Genomic DNA, 19,148 nt, shown 5'->3' with positions numbered 1-19,148 from the left:
GGCCGGACACTGGCAAGACAACGTTCGATGACAGAAACTTCATTTTTAACGATCATGCACAGGCCGATCGTACGGCGGGTACGTGTCAATGTATCATCCAGAATATCTTCCTCCTGCGGGGGCATTGATTTGAAAAGTATTTACTATTCAGTTTGATGGTAGGATGTTTGAGGGGTATAGCCTGCTTTTTATGGATCGCTTACCGTGGAATACGCACGTTAGGTTTGGTTGCTATGATATTTTAGCTCATCGGTTATGTACCTTGATGTAACCTGTTTTTTTCAATTTTAGCGGAATAATGAATGTTATTTTTTCTAAGTGTGGCAGTGGTCTGTTGGCGCCGGCTGATTTTGAGCATATAAGTCTATTTGTACCGGTTGAATTTTGACTAGGTAATCCATGTATTTTGCTTAATTTTTAAGCAGAAGCAAATAGGGGTGATTACCATGGCCATTTACGCAAAAAATCAACTGAATTGCCCCGGTTTTCGTGGAGGCTATGTGGTTTATGTTAAGCCCGCAGAATTGCTCTTTTCGGCGAGTTGTTAAACAGCGTTTGATTATTTTCACTTTTAATATTCATTTTTAAAAGATTCAAAATGCAATAGTTAAAATATACAGTCGCATAAAAAATAACACTGGAAAAGTGCAGCGCTGTTTACTGAAAAAAATTCAACGCTGATTAACATTACAATACGCTACTATCCAAAACAGGAAAATTTTGAAGGCAAAGTATCTGTGGAGCCCAGTAGAGTTTAATAGAAGAATAAAGGATAAAGACATGGACAAACTTCACTACATTCACAGCCGCGCAGGCCATATAGACGGGGGTGCGGATACTGCGCCAGGCGACATTGATGCCATTGTGGAAGCGCTTGCTCAAGATCCACGAAAGCATCTGGTGATTCATTTTCACGGCGGTTTGGTCTCAAAGAAGACAGGGCTATCTATTGCTGACCGTTTGCTCAATGAAGATAAAGTATATTCCCCAACGCCAATTACCGGAGGGTATCCTGTATTTTTCGTTTGGGAGTCAGGAGCATGGGAAACGATACGTAATAACCTTACCGAACTTGCGGATGAACCCGTATTCAAGCAATTGCTGCGCAAGCTTGTGCAATATGCGCTCGAACGACTGGGGGCGCAAGACACTTTCGGTCATGCCCGGTCGGTTGGACAGATGTCTTGTGGAGCTTTAACGAGTGAAGTAACAAATGTATTCGATACTTTTTGGACGAAACCAGAAAAATCGACCATTCCGTATCATAAATTTATTCCATTGGTGGCGACTACTCAGGCGCGTTCGGCATCTCTTGGAATCAGCGAGGATGAGATTCAGGCCGATCTGGAACAGGACCCGAAGTTTCTGGAAGCGCTTGCGTCATTACCGGATTTGCCAGCGGCAACTAGAAGTGCTTTTGCGCCACGAGGTATGTTGGAGCATCGTTCTGCGTTCTCCGAACTGGCATCAAGAGAGTTTTCGAAAACATCAGCTACGCGCGGACTGGTTGAGTTATACCAGGTGGTCAAATTTATTACTGCAACTCTTCGGGGAGTTTTACGGCGTTACGCAGATGGGCGAGATCATGGTTTTTACGCAACGTGTGTAGAAGAACTGGTGCGAAACTTTAAGGTTGCAGGTAGCGGGTTGAATGATTGGGGCAAGGCTTTAGAGTGGAACCGCATGAAGCAGGATACTGCAGATGCTTTTGGTCCGGATTCAGAAGTGCATGCCGGCACAGCTTTTCTTGCTCGCCTCAAAAAGGCTTTTTCCAATGGATTGCAGTTAGAGCGGATCACCCTGGTTGGACATAGCACTGGCGCAGTTTACATTGCGCATTGGCTTGAGCATTGTAAGAATTATTTCCCGGAAAGTCTCAAACAAGACATTATTTTTCTTGCCCCTGCGATCACGTATGATTTGTTTTCCCAGACAATTCAGACCTGCGAATCGCGTATTGGCAATTTCCGTATGTTTGCGATGAGAGACGCACTTGAGCGGGATGACCAGGTTTGGGGTCAGGATGACGAGCTGCCTGACGGACAGGACTGGCGTCGTTTCATTTACCCGTCATCCTTGCTGTATCTCGTATCCGGGATACTGGAGTCACGTCTTGATTTCAGTGGCCATTTAAAGGATGAGCCTGATATGCCGGTATTGGGAATGGAGCGGTTTCTGGTGATGAAGGATATCTATGCAGATGCCAGCTTTCCTTCGGTAAAATTTGTTCGCGATTGGTTGCAACAGGTTCCAGGTAGAATGGTCTGGTCGAAATCAACGGACCAGTCAGGTGGCTTTAACAGTGAAAGCATCGACCACGGCGCATTTGATAATGATGCCGCGACCCTGCAAAGCCTGCGTGCCATTGTTGAAACAGGGTTCTGATGTCCAAGCTAGATCATTATGCCATTCTGGTTGCGATTAATCGCTACCCCGGCCTTTCTGATTTGTCCGGTCCAGAGAATGATGCAAACGAATTTTTCAAATGGTTGATTGATCCAGCAGGGGGTGATCTCCAGGATCCAGCAGGAATTCCGCCCGAGCAAAGGCGCGTGGAGATCATTCGATCTTCTGATTATACGGTTGTTACCGACCCATATGAAGCCAATCCAACTGAAACCCATTTTAAGAAGGCCTTAAATCGATGGCTTAAGGCAGACGGAGAGTGGCGCGATCGTGTTGGTGAACGGTTGTATCTTTTTTTTGCAGGTCATGGGTTTACATCAGGGGCGTTAGAGGATCCTGCATTATTTACAGCACAGGCCCAGAACGGGGATACGGCGCATATTGCAGGTTTTCGTTATGCATCCAAGATTCGGAATAGCGGCTTCTTTGATGAAATCGTTCTGATCATGGATTGCTGTCAAGATGTGCTCAAGGCTTCGCCGGTCAGTGACCCTACGTGGAATCCGCCAGATCGGCAGCGATCGAGCCAGGTGAAGTTCATGCAGGCCTATGGCGCTCCGCGCGGGCGCAAAGCCTTTGAGATTGCCAATGCATCGGGAGAAGTGCACGGGTATTTCTCTGCGGTGTTTCTGGATGCAGTGAAGAATGCACAGGCTGACTCAAATAATAACGTATCGGCACGTGCGATAGAGGACAAATTTTGTGAACTATGGGAAGAACGGGGTTACTTGAAATTAATGGGTTATCAACCGCCGTTTAGTGGTACAGGCAAATGGACGTTTTATCATCGCAACCTCATGCCGATTCCAGTTACAGTTGAATGTACGGACGTAGTTCCTGATAAATTATTGGACATGGATGAATTGATGACGGACATGATTAGCTCCAAGCAAATATCGCTGTCTTTGGAATCCAATGGTGTGCCGTCCCGTGTCTTTTCTTTAAGGAAGTATCCGAAGAAGCTCGGGATTCCAGGAATAAACCCGGGCGTTGACCGGTTAATTGAAAAAGCCCTTGAACCGCATTCTCATGAGGGTCGGTTGGTCAAAATAACGGTTGAATTGCATTCCCGTGATCCGGGTGTACGGATTTCTGTAATCGACGCACAAAAAAAATTGATTGTGGAAGATTTGGAGTACGTCAAAACGGCTTTATCTCCGGGGCAATACACTGCCCGGTTTCGATTAGGCGATGCAGTGGCAGAACAAAAATTCAGGTTAAAGGAGAATAGAAAATCGCCACTCAAAATTGTGCAGCCCGATCTCCAGTTTTCCTCCCCCATGCCAATGGAAGGAACGTCAACCAACCATGAATATCATTCCTGTCCGGCTAGAGATATCCTGTCTTACGCTGCTGAGCAGGCGAGCCAGATCGATTCTTCCAGTTCAGTCGCAACGCTGATGGTGTTTGCCAGGGATTCTGCGCATCAGGTGAATACAGCGTGGAGAATGAGCGAAGAGGTACGGCAAGGATTGCGTTTCCGCAGGCTGGATGATGAGACAGGCGAATTTCATTCCGTACCCTGCGAGGTTGCGGTAGATGGTAACTGTGGTTATTCATCGGTTTTGCTCAGTCGTTTGTCTCCTGGTACCTACCTGCTTGGTGTTCGAAGGCTGCAACGGGAGCTTTGGATCTGGCAGGAGATGGTATTGACGGTGGCTCCAGGGTGGCGTACAGAGGTCTATCTGGACAGCGTTGAAGACGATTTCACAGAACGACGATATGATATTGAGTCAGCCAGTGTGTATGTAACTCGTGTAACTGGCCGTAACTCGTTATATGGTTCGGATGCAAAACATACGGAGCAGGTGAGAATCGCACTCATGGAAGGCTCACTTCTGCTGGGAAAAACACATCCGGACGCTTCGTATCCTGGAGATCCCGGTTCATTCGACAGGTATTCCCCGATGTATCATCTGTACCGCGCTTACGCATTGGCTTTTTCAAAGGAACCAGACTGGTCTCATGTTCGCGCGCTTTGTGAGCATCTTCAAGCAACCTGGACAGATCGTTCAGCTGATGTGAAATTACTAGAAGGTTGGTGTGCTTCAGCAGGGGCAAAAAAGAATTTGCCCGAAAAGATAAATTTCAGACCAGACGAGGTGCCCATGATTGCCAGGGGGTGGGAAATCGCTGCAAAACTTGGGCATAGCGGAGCCTTGGCAGAACCGGTGCAGTACAATGTGGGCATGTGGCGGACGTCGAGCAGGCTCTGGACACAGACGCAAGTCCCAGTAGAGGTTGATCCTTGGCGGACGCATGAAGGTGATTCGATTGGATTGTTTTTACATCGCGTGGATGGGGGTATCCATTCAAAACGAATTTCCCCGGATTCGATCCCTTTCAGTCATAGATACAGTCCCCTTCAGCAATCCCTCCGCAGAGCGCTGATTGATGCGCATGAAATGGGTGAAGAAGGACTACTAGATGCCGCCATGGAGAAAATCGCAGTGGCATCCGGGCTTGAGCTGAATATTGTGAAGCATGCAATGAATGAGCTGATAGAGCAGTCATCGGACGGCAGCATGAACAAACCGGATTAACGATTCGCTCAACCTTGCCGCGCCCGGCGCGGGCGCGGAGATTGAAGCTCATTCTGGATCAGTTTCCTGACAGTGGGGAATTTCCCGTGGTGACGGGAAGTCGCGGCAGGGTTTGCTCTGGAAACTCACCCGTCAGCGAGTTGAGAAACGCAACAATATCCTCCACCTGGCTGTCATTCAGTTTTTTATTGAGCTGAGTGCTTGCCATTACCCGTACAGCTTCTTCCAGGGTTGGCACGGAGCCATTGTGGAAGTACGGTGCGGTCAGTGCAATGTTGCGCCAGGTCGGTACACGCCACATATGCTTGTCCTTGGCGTCTCCTGTGACATGGAAGCGACCCATGTCCTGGTCGAGTTTGTAATTTTTTATATAAGGATTGTTCGTAAACATCGGAAATTTCTGATAGAAACCCTGACCCAGCGGCAAGGATGTCGGTCCGTTAAAGTTGATACCGGTGTGACAGCTGGTGCATCCGATATCTGTAACCAGTTTCATGCCACGCTTTGCCTGCTCGGAAAGGATATTTTTTTCTCCTTTCAGGTAGCGGTCAAAGGCACTATTCGGAGTAATCAGGGTGCGCTCATAGGATGCGATCGCTTTGGCGATGTTATCGTAAGTAAGCGGATCGTTTCCGCCAAAAACGGACTTGAATTGTTCCACATAACCGGGGATGGATTTTATGCGGGCTACCGTAAATTCTGCCGATGGCATGGCCATTTCAACAGGATTTAGAATCGGGCCTTTTGCCTGATCTTTCAGAGTGGCGGCGCGACCATCCCAGAACTGGACGGAATGGAACGCCGAATTCCAGACGGTTGGCGCATTTCTTCCGCCTTTTTGCCCGGCTTCACCGATGGATACTGGGCGGTCGTCGGTCCCGCCTGTCATGACGTTGTGGCAGGAATTGCAGGATAGGGAGCCATTCAGGGACAGGCGTGGATCAAAAAACAGCTGTTTTCCCAGTGCAATTTTAGCTTCCGATTGCGGGTTATCTGCAGGTGCAGGCGCCTTGTCGGGCAAAGGTTCAAACGCATGGGCACATGGAACCAATGACAGGAAAGCAACAATAATCGTGCGGGTGAATATAAGCGGGTATCGCATGGTGGGTTCTTTACCGGGATTCTCAAGAAATTGCAGCCTTATAGGCTGTTGTTGAAAAAGTCACAATCTACCTCCCGAAACTGATAGGTAAAATTACTGGGTATCCGTGAGGGGTCTATTTAAATAAGTTGCATCCTTATTGATCAGACATCAACGAATTTGAATCAATTTACTACGAAGCTGATTCTGGTATGCAGGAAATCGGGTTTTCAACCTATAGTATCGACAACATTTGCCAATGCGCATTTTACCATGCGGGTTTTCTGAACGGATTAAGTCGTTTTGTTTGGCAGCGGCGGTAATGCACATGTAAGATGTACTTTATTTTGAATCGCCCCGGATTTTGAGGAGGCTCCAACCATTTGAGAGAATGGAGCCATGAACAAACAAAACAAATTTTCCCTCGAAGTAAAAGAACGCGCTGTACGGTTGATCCAGAAGCATCGTGGCGAGTATCCGGGTTTGAGGGGGATTCTTCTTGCGCCTTGCTTGATTGGGATTGGATTTCTAACCGGCTGCTTGCAACCTGGTACTTGTCCTTCGAAGCGATAGGCATTTCTGGCAGCATCTTGCCGGGCAGTCATTCTTCATTCTCCTGCGGGTGAGCGTTACAACAGGACAGTATGCTAGGAATGACTAGCATACTATCTGTATGACGCAATCGAAGGGGTGCAGGAATTCGCTACCCGATGGCTATGGTCATATAATCATGAACGACCCAATATGGTTATCGGTGGCATTACCTCGAAGCAGAAATTAGCCTGGATCACTTAGTTTCTACTTTTAGCTCTTCTTAAAAATGAGGGGGTTACCTAATGAGCATAAGCAGAATTCATGAGATTTGCGACCAGATATCTGAGCTTGAAAAAAAGCTGGATGCGGCTATTGAGGAACAGAGCGGGCGTCTTCCTTACCAGATTGATGGAAAACGCGTGATATTCAATGCGGATATCGAAGAGTCACATCAGCATGCCAAGATGGGATTGCTGCGCTGGTTTATGACGGTGCGTCCACAAAATTATTTAACCATGCCTTTCATATATGGCATGACGGTTCCTCTTCTGTTTCTGGATCTCTGTGTCAGTTTTTTCCAGTTACTCTGTTTTCCGGTTTACAGAATTCCAAGAATAAAACGTGCGGACTATTTTGTGATGGATCATCGGCATTTGGCTTACCTGAATATGATTGAGAAAATGCATTGCCTGTATTGTTCCTATGTGGTTGGGTTGTTGGCTTACGCAACGGAAATCACGGCACGCACGGAACAATACTTTTGTCCGATCAAGCATGCACGTAAAATTCTGGGTGCACATTCCCGCTATGAAAATTTCCTGGACTATGGCGAAGCGGAGCGTTTTCATGAAAAACTTCAGAAAATTCGCATCAAACTTGCCAATGAAGCGGAGCAGGAGCACAAGCGGAAATAAAATTCTTCCAGAAATGTAGATGATCCGACCAGATAGCCTTCGGATCAATAATGTCCATGTCGCTGGAAACAATGCTCCAGGAAGCTGCTAACAAAGGAACTTAAGGCGATTTCATGCAATTACAGGGGTTGTATGGGCTCAAGCACCTACGGGTTGCGGGTGCTTGAACGATCGGATGTTGTTACGCTTTTTCAACCTGCGACACGTCTCGGATAGCTCCTTTGGAGGCTGAAGTAGTCATGGCTGCATACGCACGCAATGCAGCGGAAACCGTCCTGTCACGATTGACCGGTTTCCATGCAGATGCACCTTTGGCATCCATTATCTTGCGGCGGCTTTGCAAGGTTTCTGCAGACACTGCCAGATGAATCGTCCGGTTGGGAATATCAATTTCAATGGTGTCACCTTCTTCTATCAGGCCGATGGCTCCGCCTTCAGCTGCTTCTGGTGAAGCGTGGCCGATGGAAAGTCCGGATGTGCCACCTGAAAAACGGCCGTCCGTTAATAAAGCGCATACTTTTCCTAAACCTTTTGACTTGAGATAGCTGGTTGGATAAAGCATTTCTTGCATGCCCGGCCCGCCTTTGGGGCCTTCATAACGAATGACAACAATGTCGCCAGCTACGATTTGGTCACTCAAAATGCCCGCAACAGCCGCATCCTGACTTTCAAAGATGCGTGCGCGACCAGTAAACTTCAGCACACTGTCATCCACCCCGGCAGTTTTGACGATGCAGCCTTCGGATGCAATGTTGCCGTACAACACCGCCAGACCGCCATCCTGCGAATAAGCATGCGCCTTGTCGCGGATACAACCGGAGGTGCGGTCATCATCCAGGGTTGGATAGCGCATGGATTGTGAAAAAGCCACGGTAGTGGAAATGCCGCCCGGTGCTGCCCGGTAGAAAGTTTTCACAGCCTCATCCTCAGTGCGCAGGATATCCCACTCATCCAGTGCCGCAGTCATGCTATCGGCATGCACGGTAGGGACTTCGCGATGGATGAGGCCTGCACGATCCAGTTCGCCCAGAATACCCATGACCCCCCCGGCGCGATGTACGTCTTCCATGTGATATTTTTGGGTGGCAGGAGCCACTTTGGATAAACAGGGTACGCGGCGGGAAATGGCATCGATATCCGCCATGCTGAAATTTACGCCGGCTTCGTTAGCTGCTGCTAAAAGGTGCAAAACCGTATTGGTGGAGCCGCCCATGGCCACATCCAGACTCATGGCATTCTGAAATGCCTGAAATGAGGCAATGCTGCGGGGAAGGACAGAGACATCGTCTTGTTCATAGTAACGTTTGGCCAGCTCTACGATGCGACGCCCCGCACGTAAAAATAACTGCTCCCTGTCGGCATGGGTGGCAAGCAGGGAACCATTTCCCGGTAACGATAAACCCAGGGCCTCGGTCAGGCAGTTCATGGAATTGGCGGTAAACATGCCCGAGCAGGAACCGCAGGTCGGGCAGGCGGAGCGCTCAATGGCAGTAACTTGCTCATCGCTGATGTGGTCATCCGCTGCTTCCACCATGGCATCGACCAAATCCAATGCGCGGGCTTGACCGTGCCAATCCACTTTGCCGGCTTCCATCGGGCCGCCAGAAACGAAGATTGCGGGGATGTTCAAGCGTAGTGCAGCCATCAGCATGCCGGGGGTGATTTTGTCGCAATTGGAGATACATACCAATGCATCTGCACAGTGGGCATTAACCATATATTCTACACTGTCGGCAATCAGGTCACGGCTGGGTAGCGAATACAGCATGCCGCTATGCCCCATTGCGATGCCGTCATCTACTGCGATGGTGTTGAATTCCTTAGCCACGCCGCCGGATTTTTCAATTTCGCCCGCTACTAATTGACCCATATCTTTTAAATGCACATGACCGGGTACAAATTGAGTGAACGAATTGGCTATCGCGATGATGGGTTTGTTGAAATCCCCTTCCTTCATGCCAGTGGCACGCCAGAGGGCTCTTGCGCCAGCCATGTTGCGGCCTTGGGTAGTGGTGCGGGAACGATATTGCGGCATGGAATACCTCGATGAAAATAGATACGGAAAGTGTACCATTTTACTTCAATTCTCCGTGAGGCTGTCCGGGAATGCGACATTTGCTCAAGCCAACTACCTGACCTGAGGCCGAAGTTGTTTTTCAGGTCATGAATGGCAAATCAGGATGAATCTGCTGGATTTTCCCTTGGCCTGGGTTGAAGCTGGTTCCGGCCTTTCTGCACTGCGGGTCCGGACATGGCAGGCTGGGGGAGAAATCGATAGATCGAAACTGATTAGATTTAGGGGAGCGTATTACGGTTATTTAACAATAGAGGAATATCGTTAATGGAGAAACTGGCAATTTTTCGGAAATAGATCTGGATATCAGCCATTTGCTCAGGTATTCTTCAATTATGAAGTTGCATTTATAAAATTTACACGAAAAGACCTATAACTTAGGAACTATAAAAAATCATGAAAAAATTAAATTGGTCCGGTTATCTTGTGGCGTTGTCAGCGTTATATTTCCTGTCTGGTACGATTGCCATGGCGGAAGAGAACGTGTCCCGTGTTTGGGTAAAGTATCATTCCGGCCAGGCGGAAAATGCCCACAATGCATTGAATCAGGCGGGTGCAAAAATCCACTTCAAGTTTCCAAACCTCAATGCGATTGCGGCTACACTTCCTACAGTGGTACTGGAGATTTTATCCAAAATGCCAGGTATCGAATTCATTGAAGAAGATGCAAAGCGCTACCCATCTGCCCAAACTGTACCTTATGGAATCAATATGGTTCAGGCTCCCAGTGTATGGGATGCAGACAATAATGGTGAAGTTGATATCGGAGCGCCTGTCGGAGCCGGGGTAAAAGTCTGCATTATCGATTCAGGACTTTATTCAGCACATGAAGACATCCCCCAAACCGATGTAACAGGTGTGAACACTACAGCAGGGAACTGGAACCAGGACGGTTGCGGACACGGGACTCATGTTGCAGGAACGATTGATGCTGTGAACAACACCATTGGAGTGGTCGGTATCTCGCCCGGGAAAATTCCTTTACATATCGTCAGGGTTTTTGGCGATAGTTGCAGCTGGGCATACAGTTCCGATCTGGTCAGTGCTGCGGATGCTTGCAAGGCTGCTGGAGCGAAAGTCATTAGCATGAGTTTGGGAGGAGGTACTCCATCTGCTACGGAGCAAACTGCGTTCCAGAATTTATGGGATCAGGGCATATTGTCGGTTGCCGCAGCGGGGAATGGTGGAAATTCTGCGAAATCCTATCCAGCTTCTTATTCATCGGTTATTTCTGTCGCCGCAGTGGACAGCACAAAGGCCAGGGCAAGCTTTTCCCAGTACAACGCGGAGGTTGACCTGGCTGCACCGGGTGTAGGCGTGTTAAGTACCGTCCCGTGGAACTCCCCAACCCTGAAGGTGGGCACGGATTCATACCTTGCCAGTTCAATAGAGAATTCTGCCGCCACTCAGGCTTCGGGAGCTTTGGTCAATGGAGGCCTATGTGGAACTACAGGCGATTGGAGTGGACAAGTCGTATTGTGTCAACGGGGTACGTATTCATTTTATGATAAGGTCAGCAATGTTCAAAACAGCGGTGGTACCGCAGCTATCATTTATAACAATGTATCCGGCAACTTTACCGGGACACTTGGAAACGGTAATTTTTCCACGATCCCTGCCATTTCCTTGAGTAAAGAAGATGGGGAAGCTGTTCTTGCAAGTTCGTTGGGCCAAGCAGCTACAGTGAACAATATCACTATACAACCTGGAAGCGGCTATGAGGCATGGGATGGCACATCAATGGCCACTCCCCATGTATCAGGAATCGCTGCCCTGATTTGGAGTGCGGATACATCCAGGACCAACAGCCAGGTGCGGGCAGCATTGGAAAATACCGCTCTGGATTTAGGCGTATCCGGTCGGGATGATAGTTTTGGTTATGGATTGGTACAAGCAGCGGGCGCTTTGCAATATTTAACAAGTAATTCGACACCGACCCCACCCAGCCCGCCGACAAACCTTTCTGCAATCGCCAATTCAAAGAGTCAGGTTACTCTTGCCTGGACTGACACGAGCAGTAATGAAACGGGTTTTAAAATCGAGCGTTGTAAAGGGTCGACCTGTACCAATTTTGCTCAGATTGCTACCGTTCCTTCCAACAGCCAACAGTATGTCAATACGGGCCTGGTTAAAAACACCACTTATCGGTACCGGATAAGATCCTATAATTCATCGGGAAATTCTGCTTATGCAGGACCTGTGTCTGTAACAACAAAATCAAGGTAATAGCCGATAAGGCCATCGCGTCATCCGTAAAATTTACGGAGGTGCAGCGTCATGCTTCACTTGTGTGTCGACCGGTAAGGTTAAATGCATGAGGCTTGTGGCATTGCGTGTTCGCACGGCGCATCGTGAGCTGGAATTCCAGAGCATCCGATGCGAGCCGGCTTTCGTGCCCAACGCTTTGAAGCAAGCCTTGCATGCCCGGCAACCGGGAGGAGATGTGGTTGTTCATCCATAATTACTGATTGGAACCTATCCTGGTATATGCCCCGCCGATAGCAGCTGGGACAAAATACGATTGGCAATTCGCCCAATCGGCAGGTGCAATTTAACTTGGCCCAAATAGCACCTGCAAAACCCGGGGTGATTCAAGCCTTTTTCTGATCAATATCTGCGCGAAGCCTTTGCATTGTTTTTAATGTCCATTGTCAATGTTCAATTTTTTCAGGTTGAATTTCTTGTCGCTCGCTGTAGGGTTGTTCATTTCATAACAGGTGCTGTGCTTGTCCGCATCGGATTTTCACAGCATGTCGCATTCCAGAAGATCGAAGATTTCACGTAGTATCATCGCAATACGATTCACCAGAAACGGAGGTTTTTCAATGATGAAGTCCTGGACGGTTAGGTTCCTGATTCTTGCATCTGTGTTGTTGCTTTCCCTGCGCTCGGAAGCGGAGATTCTCCAGGGAAGGGTCATCGGGATTTCGGATGGCGATTCGGTGACGGTTCTGGATGCTTCCAGCATGCAGGTCAAGGTACGACTGATGGGAATGGATGCCCCGGAAAGGAAACAGGCATTCAGCAAACGATCCAGGCAATCTCTTTCTGCACTGCTTTTCGACAGACAGGTGACAGTCGAATCCAGTAAAAAAGATAAATATGGCCGTACGGTCGGAAAGATTCTGATGGATGGGTTGGATGTCAATCTTGAACAGATTAAGACCGGGATGGCATGGCATTACAAACAATATCAGGATGAACAGCCAGATGGAGACAGATTGCTTTATGCGCAGGCAGAAGAGGAGGCCAGGGCAGCCAGGCACGGGTTATGGATGGAGGCAGATCCTGTTCCGCCATGGGAATGGCGCAAGGTCGTTCATCATGGTTCCGACCGTGAATTTCATGGCCATGAAAATCCGGAAATGGGCTCCCCTGTATTGCATTTGGGAAACGGACAGGATAGGGGAGAAACTCAGAATGTGCCGGAACTGCGAGTAGAGATGCTGGAGTCACAGCTGGATCTTGCGCTTCAGGAAAGGCATTCCGGTTTAACCCGGAATGTGGCAGACGTTCAGGCAGTAACGGAAATTCTGGAAGAGAAGACAGCGTTGCAACCGGACGGCAAGCCGTTCAAAAGTTGTGATGAAGCACGCAATGCTGGTGCCGCACCGGTCAGGAAGGGGGAACCTGGGTATGGCCCAAAACTGGATCGCGACGGGGACGGCATAGGCTGTGAATCATAGCGAGGGGGCAGGACGGGTGTTGTGTGTATCAGGTGCGGTCAGCATGGTGTTCACTCTGCGCTGTCAATTTTGTCAGTTATGCTGAATCCGGAAGAATTGTAGGATGGTTGCCGCATTGTCAGCGCACAGATTACGCATAGAATATTAGGTAATTAAAAGGCGTGAATCATGCTGTAACAATGCGGTTCCCTTTTTTAGGCGCTTTCGAGCGCCTTCTTTTTTGCCTTTAGGGCGGAGGGAATGAGAAAAACACCCTGGGCCATGTCCGCTGTACCGGCTCATCCGGTTCCGGATTTCGCGGTAATTACAGGCAGGGTTGGTGTATAGTCAATGAAAAATGCAGGGCAAAACACATGGAAATCAGGATTAAAAGGGTTTACGAACAGCCGGGCCCGGCGGATGGAAGGCGCATTCTCGTGGACCGGCTTTGGCCACGCGGCCTGGCGAAAAAGGAGGCAGGCATTGATTTGTGGCTTAAGGAGATCGCCCCTAGTGCGGAGCTCAGGAAGTGGTTCGGGCACAAGCCGGAAAACTGGGAGGAATTCAGGGAACGGTATTTTGCTGAACTGAAAGAGAATGACGAACCCGTCCGCCGTCTGAAGCAGGAGCTGGACAAAGGCATGGTAACGCTGTTATATGCCGCCAGAGACGAGGAGCGCAATCATGCAGTCGTGATTCGGGAATTTAGTGCATTATTTCGTTAGCGGAAAGCAAAAACACGGAATCTGGGTACTGGAGGTTGCCCTGATTTTCATTTAAGAGGAGACTTGATACATGCATATCACCCGTCGCCGTTTTCTGGCTTTTTCCGGCATCGGCATGGCCACGGCTTTTACGGGTTGTCGCCCGCTGGAAATCCGGGGGGTTTCCCCGGATTCTGCACTGGACGTCATTAATCAGCCCGGCCTGACTGGAAAAGCTTTGCTTGCCGGAAACAAGCACCGGTTTTTGGGATATCCGGTCAACATGACCACGCTTCCGGAGGAGTTTTTCAGCTGGCGCCGGCAATTGCATGCGGCCGGAATCAATCAGTTTGCCTTCAACAATGTCGGCAATCCATTCAAGGAGAGCTCGCTACCTTTTAATACTCATGATTTCGAACGGGAAGTGATCCGACATTTCGCGGGGCTATACGGCTTCCCAGTCCACGATTACTGGGGGTTCCTGTCGAATAGCGGCACCGACAGCAACATGCATGGCATGTACATGGGGCGAACCCTGCTGACTACGCGTACCGGAGTGAGACCCAAAGTATATTTTACCGGGGAGGCGCATTATTCAATCCAGATTCTTGGCGATCTGCTGGGCATGGAAATGGTACAGGTAGCCACGCTGGCCGATGGCGGGATGGACAAGGTCAGCCTTGCCGATCATCTTGCTGACAACAGGGATCATCCGGCACTGGTTGTCGCCACCGTGGGGACGACATTCAAGGGAGCCATCGATCATGTTGACGCCATTCAGAGCGTTCTGCAGGGCGTGGATAGTTATGTGCACCTGGACGCCGCTCTGTTCGGTGGTTATTTGCCCTATACCCCGTTTGTATCCCAGGTGCTGCATCAGAACGGAAATAGAAGGCGTTATGATTCCCTGGCGGTTTCGTGTCACAAGTTTTTTGGTTTTCCATCGCCTGCGGGGTTATTCATTACCCGGGATTCTCTCTACCAGGAATTCAACGAACAATTTTCGCGCATCCATAAACCCGAATACATCCATCATGTTCCCGGCACGATCACTTGCTCCAGGGATGCAGTGAAGCCAGCGGAGTTTTATTTTTTCACTACCGGCTCCGCTTCCGCCCGGCAGGCGGCTGACGCCGGCAGCATATTGCAGCTGACAGCCAGGCTTCATCAGGAAATGCAGTCTCGTATGCCCATGTTGCAGGCCACACGTGCAAACCACCTGTCGAATACGCTGTATTTCAGAAAGCCATCACCTGCGATTATAAAAAAATATTCACTGGCAACCATGAATCTGGCTACTGCAGCGGGAACGGAAGGATACGCGCATGTGGTGATCATGCCGCATGTCACGGACCGGGTGATTGATGAATTTCTCACAGATCTGGAGGTGGACAGAGGAGGAGCCGGCGTTTAATCCTTTTTTGGGAGACAGGGTTGATCACGGTTGTTCCCCGGACATTCAGCCATGCCCGGATGCATACATGACTGTGGATCATCCTGATTCATGCACAGTCCGTTATTCTGGGTGGGTCAATCAAAAGCCACCTGTCCTGGTTGTGGCTTTTTTCTTTTTAAAGCGGATAATCATTTTTGTATCCACATAGCCAGGGCATTACGTTATGAACGTTCATCAATTACTCATTACCGGCGCGAACCGGGGCATCGGTCTGGAGTTTGTCAGACAGTATGCGCAGGACGGCTGGAAGGTGCTTGCCTGCTGCCGCGACCCGCAACATGCGACAGACCTGCTGTCTCTGGCGAATACGCATTCCGGTATCCGGATACTGGAGCTGGATGCTGCGGATTTTGCGCAGATCGAAGCGTTGGCGCTACAGCTGAAGGAAGAAGAAGTCGATTTGCTGATCAACAATGCCGCCATTTATCCCACCGGCAGTCTGGGTAACACGGATACCGGCGACTGGCTGGAGGCGTTCCGGGTTAATTGCATGGCACCCATGAAAATGGCAGAGGCTTTTTTGCCGCAGATTGCGCGCAGCCGGCTCAGGAAAATGGCTACCATTTCCAGCAAAATGGGCAGCCTGGATGACAATACCAGCGGGGGCAGTTATATCTATCGCAGCACCAAAGCTGCGGTAAACATGGTGATGAAAAATCTTTCGATCGATCTGATTCCATTTGGAATTTCCGTGGTAACTCTCCACCCTGGATGGGTGCTGACCCGGATGGGGGGCGCAAATGCCCTGATTGACGCGCACAAGAGTGTTTCCGGGATGCGCAGGGTGATCGGAGACCTGCATCCGGGCAATAGCGGCCAATTTATTGCGTATGACGGCAAGGCAATAAACTGGTAGGCATTCCGTGTGCACCCACGGGAAAAAGGTGATTCCCGCCGGGATGTCAGGATGTGGGTTGTAGCGCCAGAAATTGCATTCAGCCGGATACAGGGGTAAAGTGCCGCGCCATTGTTTTATGGTACAAAGCAGAGCAGATAATGAGTGATCCGCAAGAGAAGAAAAAACTGCCCGCCATGCTCCTGGGGGCGATTGGTGTTGTGTATGGCGATATTGGCACCAGCCCTTTGTATGCTTTGAAAGAAACTTTTGCCGGTCACCATCCTCTCCCTCTGGTCGAAGCCAATGTGCTGGGGGTGCTGTCCGTCATGTTCTGGACGATCATGCTGCTGGTTTCGATCAAGTACGTGATCGTCATCATGCGCGCTGACAACCGGGGAGAGGGAGGCTCGCTTGCCCTGCTGGCCCTGGTCAGCGAAATCATCCAGGATAAACCGAAAACCAGGTGGGTGATTACCGCACTCGGGCTGTTTGCCGCGGCACTGTTTTACGGCGACAGTATGATCACGCCAGCCATTTCCGTGCTTTCGGCTGTGGAGGGATTGAATGTGGTTGCTCCCCAGTTTTCGAATTATATAATCCCGATTACGATTTTCATTCTGACGGTACTGTTTTTTGTCCAGAAACGGGGCACCGGAACTGTCGGCATGGTTTTCGGTCCCATCATGATTGCGTGGTTTTCGTGTCTTGGATTGCTTGGCCTGCTCTCCATCGTGCAAAGTCCGCATGTCATGCTGGCGCTCAATCCGGTTTATGCGTTTGATTTTGTGATGTCCTCGCCGCATACTGCTTTCCTGACCCTTGGTGCAGTCGTGCTGGCGGTAACGGGTGGCGAAGCGCTGTATACCGATATGGGGCACTTCGGCAAGTTGCCCATACGCCTGACATGGTTTGGCTTTGTGCTGCCCGCATTGGTGCTGAACTACTTTGGACAGGGCGCACTGCTTCTGGGCAATCCGCAGGCGATTGAAAGCCCGTTCTATCTGCTTGCTCCCTCTTGGGCGCTGATGCCGATGGTGCTGCTGGCTACGGCGGCGGCAGTCATTGCTTCCCAGGCTGTCATATCCGGCGCATTTTCAGTTGCAAGCCAGTCGGTGCAAATGGGGTTCCTGCCGCGCATGGAGATCCGTCAAACATCCGACAAGGCGCGGGGACAAATTTATGTCCCATTTACCAACTGGACCCTGTATCTTGCGATTATTTTCCTGATTCTCACGTTTCAGAGTTCGAGCAATCTGGCTGCCGCCTATGGTATAGCGGTGACTGGAACCATGATGATCGATACGCTGCTGATCAGTTTTATCATTATCAGTGTGTGGCGCTGGAACCTGCTGTTTGCGCTTCCCCTGATCTGTACTTTCCTGCTGGTGGATGTGGCCTATTTTCTTGCGAATGCCATGAAAATCCCGCAGGGCGGCTGGTTTCCTCTGGGTATTGCCCTGATGTCCTTTACCGTGCTGACTACCTGGAAGCTCGGGAGAAGCCTGTTGTCCGGGGAGATTGCACGGCAGTCGGTGCCGATCCAGGTCATTCTCGATAATGCAGACTCCATACCCCGGATAGAAGGAACAGCTGTTTTTCTGACCACGCTGGGCGAAGGTGCCCCGTCCGCTTTATTGCATAATCTGAAGCATAATCAGGTATTGCATGAACGGAATATTCTGCTCACCCTGATAGTCGGGGACACACCTTATGTTACCAGGGGTAACCGCTTGCAGGTAGATGATATAGGCAAAGGGTTTTACCGGGTAAGAATTTACTACGGTTTCATGCAGAACCCGGATGTGCCGGCTGCCCTTGAGTTGTGCGATAAATGGGATCTGCCTATCGATCTGATGACGACCTCGTTTTTCGTTTCACGCGCGCTGATTGTTTCCAGTCCGAATCCGGGCATGTCGAGATGGCGTGAGCAGCTGTTTCTGGCATTATCCAGAAATGCCATGAATGCGGCAGAATTCTTTAAGATTCCGGCAAATCGCGTTATTGAAATGGGGACACGTATTGAAATCTGATGCCCGGGTTGATGGGCGCGCAATAGAATGCGCATATGGGGTAATGGATATTCAGCACTTCGGCCGGTCGGCTGGTTGCAGGTCGGGCAGGGTTGGTACTCGGGTATGATTTCCACCCGACAGAAAACCCTGCGTCTGTTTTTTGCGCTGTGGCCGAGCGCAGCTGAGCGTGCCGCACTGGCGGCGTGGCAGCTGCCATTGCAGGAAAAGTGTGGCGGAAGAGCCATGCAGCTGGAAACTTTGCATGTCACACTGCTTTTCCTCGGGGCAGTGGCAGAGAGTCGTCTGGAGGCTTTGCAACTGGCTGCGCAAGAGGTGGAATTCGGGCAATTTGACCTGAAGTTGGATCAGGCGCACTATTGGAAACATAACCACCTGGTTTATGCAGCGTCCGGGGTTGTTCCGTTCCAGCTTGCAGGGCTTGTGAATAGTCTGCAGGCTGTTTTGAGCAACCATGATTTCAAATTTGACAGGCGGCCGTACAAACCCCATGTAACGCTGATCCGGAACGCGAAATGGGGTGATGATGTTTTGCCCGGGCAATTCGGGGCATGCTGGCAGATAAAAGATTTTGTGCTGGTGCAATCGCTGGGAGAGGAGGTGGGTGGTTCCCGCTATGAAGTGCTTGCATGGTTCCCGGCCCGTACCGTCTAATTTTCCTGTTCTTGCAGGGTGAAAAATCCCGGTTTCTTGATGGGCCTGGTAGGAGAACTGCCGGAAGTAACCATTCGTGCGCAGGGCTGGATATGGATGCAGCCCGTGGACGGGGTTCGTCTCAGGTCATTATTCATTGATGATATTCTGGTAGAATCCGGGAACAGATTTGTTTCACCGCCTGCCCGATCGCATCCATTTCCAGTTGCCTGATTTTCCCCACGTTTCAGGGTAACGCGACTTTTGTAC

Annotated in this window: 13 protein-coding genes and 1 pseudogene; 12 read left to right on the top strand and 2 right to left on the bottom strand. The window is 49.9% G+C overall.

The window, feature by feature from the left end:
* Positions 1-780: 780 nt before the first annotated feature.
* Both KJA68_RS09850 and KJA68_RS09845 read left to right on the top strand, forming a co-directional pair.
* Entirely contained in the window at positions 781-2,385 is a 1,605-nt protein-coding gene (locus KJA68_RS09850) for a hypothetical protein (protein ID WP_213036765.1), read from the top strand.
* A complete protein-coding gene (locus KJA68_RS09845; RefSeq protein WP_213036764.1) occupies positions 2,385-4,949 on the top strand; it encodes a caspase family protein in 2,565 nt (854 codons plus the stop codon). Before KJA68_RS09850 ends, KJA68_RS09845 begins: the two co-directional genes overlap by 1 nt.
* A gap of 58 nt (positions 4,950-5,007) precedes the next feature.
* On the opposite strand, the gene KJA68_RS09840 is transcribed toward KJA68_RS09845, so the two are convergent.
* Entirely contained in the window at positions 5,008-6,051 is a 1,044-nt protein-coding gene (locus KJA68_RS09840; protein WP_213036763.1) for a cytochrome-c peroxidase, read from the bottom strand.
* Between the two features lie 660 nt (positions 6,052-6,711).
* Here KJA68_RS09840 and KJA68_RS11160 point away from each other — a divergent pair.
* Together KJA68_RS11160 and KJA68_RS09835 are read left to right on the top strand one after the other, a co-directional pair.
* Positions 6,712-6,825 (top strand): annotated as a pseudogene (locus tag KJA68_RS11160) (integrase core domain-containing protein); the annotation flags it as partial.
* 41 nt (positions 6,826-6,866) lie between these two features.
* Complete coding sequence (locus tag KJA68_RS09835; protein WP_213036762.1) at positions 6,867-7,478, top strand: hypothetical protein; 612 nt, start codon at positions 6,867-6,869, stop codon at positions 7,476-7,478.
* A gap of 181 nt (positions 7,479-7,659) precedes the next feature.
* Here the strand turns inward: KJA68_RS09835 and ilvD are convergent, their stop codons facing one another.
* Positions 7,660-9,513, bottom strand: coding sequence for a dihydroxy-acid dehydratase (gene ilvD, locus KJA68_RS09830; protein WP_213036769.1), 1,854 nt, complete (start codon positions 9,511-9,513; stop codon positions 7,660-7,662).
* Positions 9,514-9,948: 435 nt separating this feature from the next.
* Here ilvD and KJA68_RS09825 point away from each other — a divergent pair, with 435 nt between their 5' ends.
* The 8 genes from KJA68_RS09825 (at position 9,949) to thpR (ending at position 18,899) form a co-directional block, all read left to right on the top strand.
* The gene (locus KJA68_RS09825; RefSeq protein ID WP_213036761.1) at positions 9,949-11,778 is read left to right on the top strand and encodes a S8 family serine peptidase; all 1,830 of its coding nucleotides are present in this window, start codon (positions 9,949-9,951) and stop codon (positions 11,776-11,778) included.
* Between the two features lie 88 nt (positions 11,779-11,866).
* Positions 11,867-12,013, top strand: a complete 147-nt coding sequence (locus KJA68_RS09820) for a hypothetical protein (RefSeq protein ID WP_213036760.1) — start codon at positions 11,867-11,869, stop codon at positions 12,011-12,013.
* A 364-nt stretch (positions 12,014-12,377) separates the two neighbouring features.
* Positions 12,378-13,238 carry a thermonuclease family protein gene (locus KJA68_RS11045; protein WP_320412126.1) on the top strand — a complete coding sequence of 287 codons (861 nt, stop codon included), beginning with the start codon at positions 12,378-12,380 and terminating at the stop codon, positions 13,236-13,238.
* Between the two features lie 353 nt (positions 13,239-13,591).
* Positions 13,592-13,942, top strand: coding sequence for a DUF488 domain-containing protein (locus tag KJA68_RS09805; protein ID WP_213036759.1), 351 nt, complete (start codon positions 13,592-13,594; stop codon positions 13,940-13,942).
* 70 nt (positions 13,943-14,012) lie between these two features.
* A complete protein-coding gene (locus KJA68_RS09800) occupies positions 14,013-15,335 on the top strand; it encodes a pyridoxal-dependent decarboxylase (RefSeq protein ID WP_213036758.1) in 1,323 nt (440 codons plus the stop codon).
* A 205-nt stretch (positions 15,336-15,540) separates the two neighbouring features.
* The gene (locus KJA68_RS09795) at positions 15,541-16,233 is read left to right on the top strand and encodes an SDR family oxidoreductase (protein ID WP_213036757.1); all 693 of its coding nucleotides are present in this window, start codon (positions 15,541-15,543) and stop codon (positions 16,231-16,233) included.
* Between the two features lie 140 nt (positions 16,234-16,373).
* Complete coding sequence (locus KJA68_RS09790) at positions 16,374-18,245, top strand: potassium transporter Kup (RefSeq protein WP_213036756.1); 1,872 nt, start codon at positions 16,374-16,376, stop codon at positions 18,243-18,245.
* Between the two features lie 105 nt (positions 18,246-18,350).
* Positions 18,351-18,899, top strand: coding sequence for an RNA 2',3'-cyclic phosphodiesterase (gene thpR / locus KJA68_RS09785; RefSeq protein WP_213036755.1), 549 nt, complete (start codon positions 18,351-18,353; stop codon positions 18,897-18,899).
* Positions 18,900-19,148: the final 249 nt, after the last annotated feature.

The sequence above is a fragment of the Candidatus Nitrotoga fabula genome, assembly GCF_905221025.1.
Lineage (GTDB): Bacteria > Pseudomonadota > Gammaproteobacteria > Burkholderiales > Gallionellaceae > Nitrotoga > Nitrotoga fabula.
The sequence above is the reverse complement of the archived record's forward strand: the minus strand, read 5'-3'. Positions and strand labels throughout refer to the sequence as shown.

Bases quoted from the DNA above. Each gene is read 5' to 3' on its own strand.
- KJA68_RS09840 (WP_213036763.1), bottom strand. From the start codon at position 6,051: ATGCGATACCCGCTTATATTCACCCGCACGATTATTGTTGCTTTCCTG.
- KJA68_RS09795 (WP_213036757.1), top strand. From the start codon at position 15,541: ATGAACGTTCATCAATTACTCATTACCGGCGCGAACCGGGGCATCGGT.
- KJA68_RS09845 (WP_213036764.1), top strand. From the start codon at position 2,385: ATGTCCAAGCTAGATCATTATGCCATTCTGGTTGCGATTAATCGCTAC.
- KJA68_RS09800 (WP_213036758.1), top strand. From the start codon at position 14,013: ATGCATATCACCCGTCGCCGTTTTCTGGCTTTTTCCGGCATCGGCATG.
- thpR (WP_213036755.1), top strand. From the start codon at position 18,351: ATGATTTCCACCCGACAGAAAACCCTGCGTCTGTTTTTTGCGCTGTGG.
- KJA68_RS09850 (WP_213036765.1), top strand. From the start codon at position 781: ATGGACAAACTTCACTACATTCACAGCCGCGCAGGCCATATAGACGGG.
- KJA68_RS09790 (WP_213036756.1), top strand. From the start codon at position 16,374: ATGAGTGATCCGCAAGAGAAGAAAAAACTGCCCGCCATGCTCCTGGGG.
- KJA68_RS09835 (WP_213036762.1), top strand. From the start codon at position 6,867: ATGAGCATAAGCAGAATTCATGAGATTTGCGACCAGATATCTGAGCTT.
- KJA68_RS09825 (WP_213036761.1), top strand. From the start codon at position 9,949: ATGAAAAAATTAAATTGGTCCGGTTATCTTGTGGCGTTGTCAGCGTTA.
- KJA68_RS09820 (WP_213036760.1), top strand. From the start codon at position 11,867: ATGAGGCTTGTGGCATTGCGTGTTCGCACGGCGCATCGTGAGCTGGAA.
- KJA68_RS11045 (WP_320412126.1), top strand. From the start codon at position 12,378: ATGATGAAGTCCTGGACGGTTAGGTTCCTGATTCTTGCATCTGTGTTG.
- KJA68_RS09805 (WP_213036759.1), top strand. From the start codon at position 13,592: ATGGAAATCAGGATTAAAAGGGTTTACGAACAGCCGGGCCCGGCGGAT.
- ilvD (WP_213036769.1), bottom strand. From the start codon at position 9,513: ATGCCGCAATATCGTTCCCGCACCACTACCCAAGGCCGCAACATGGCT.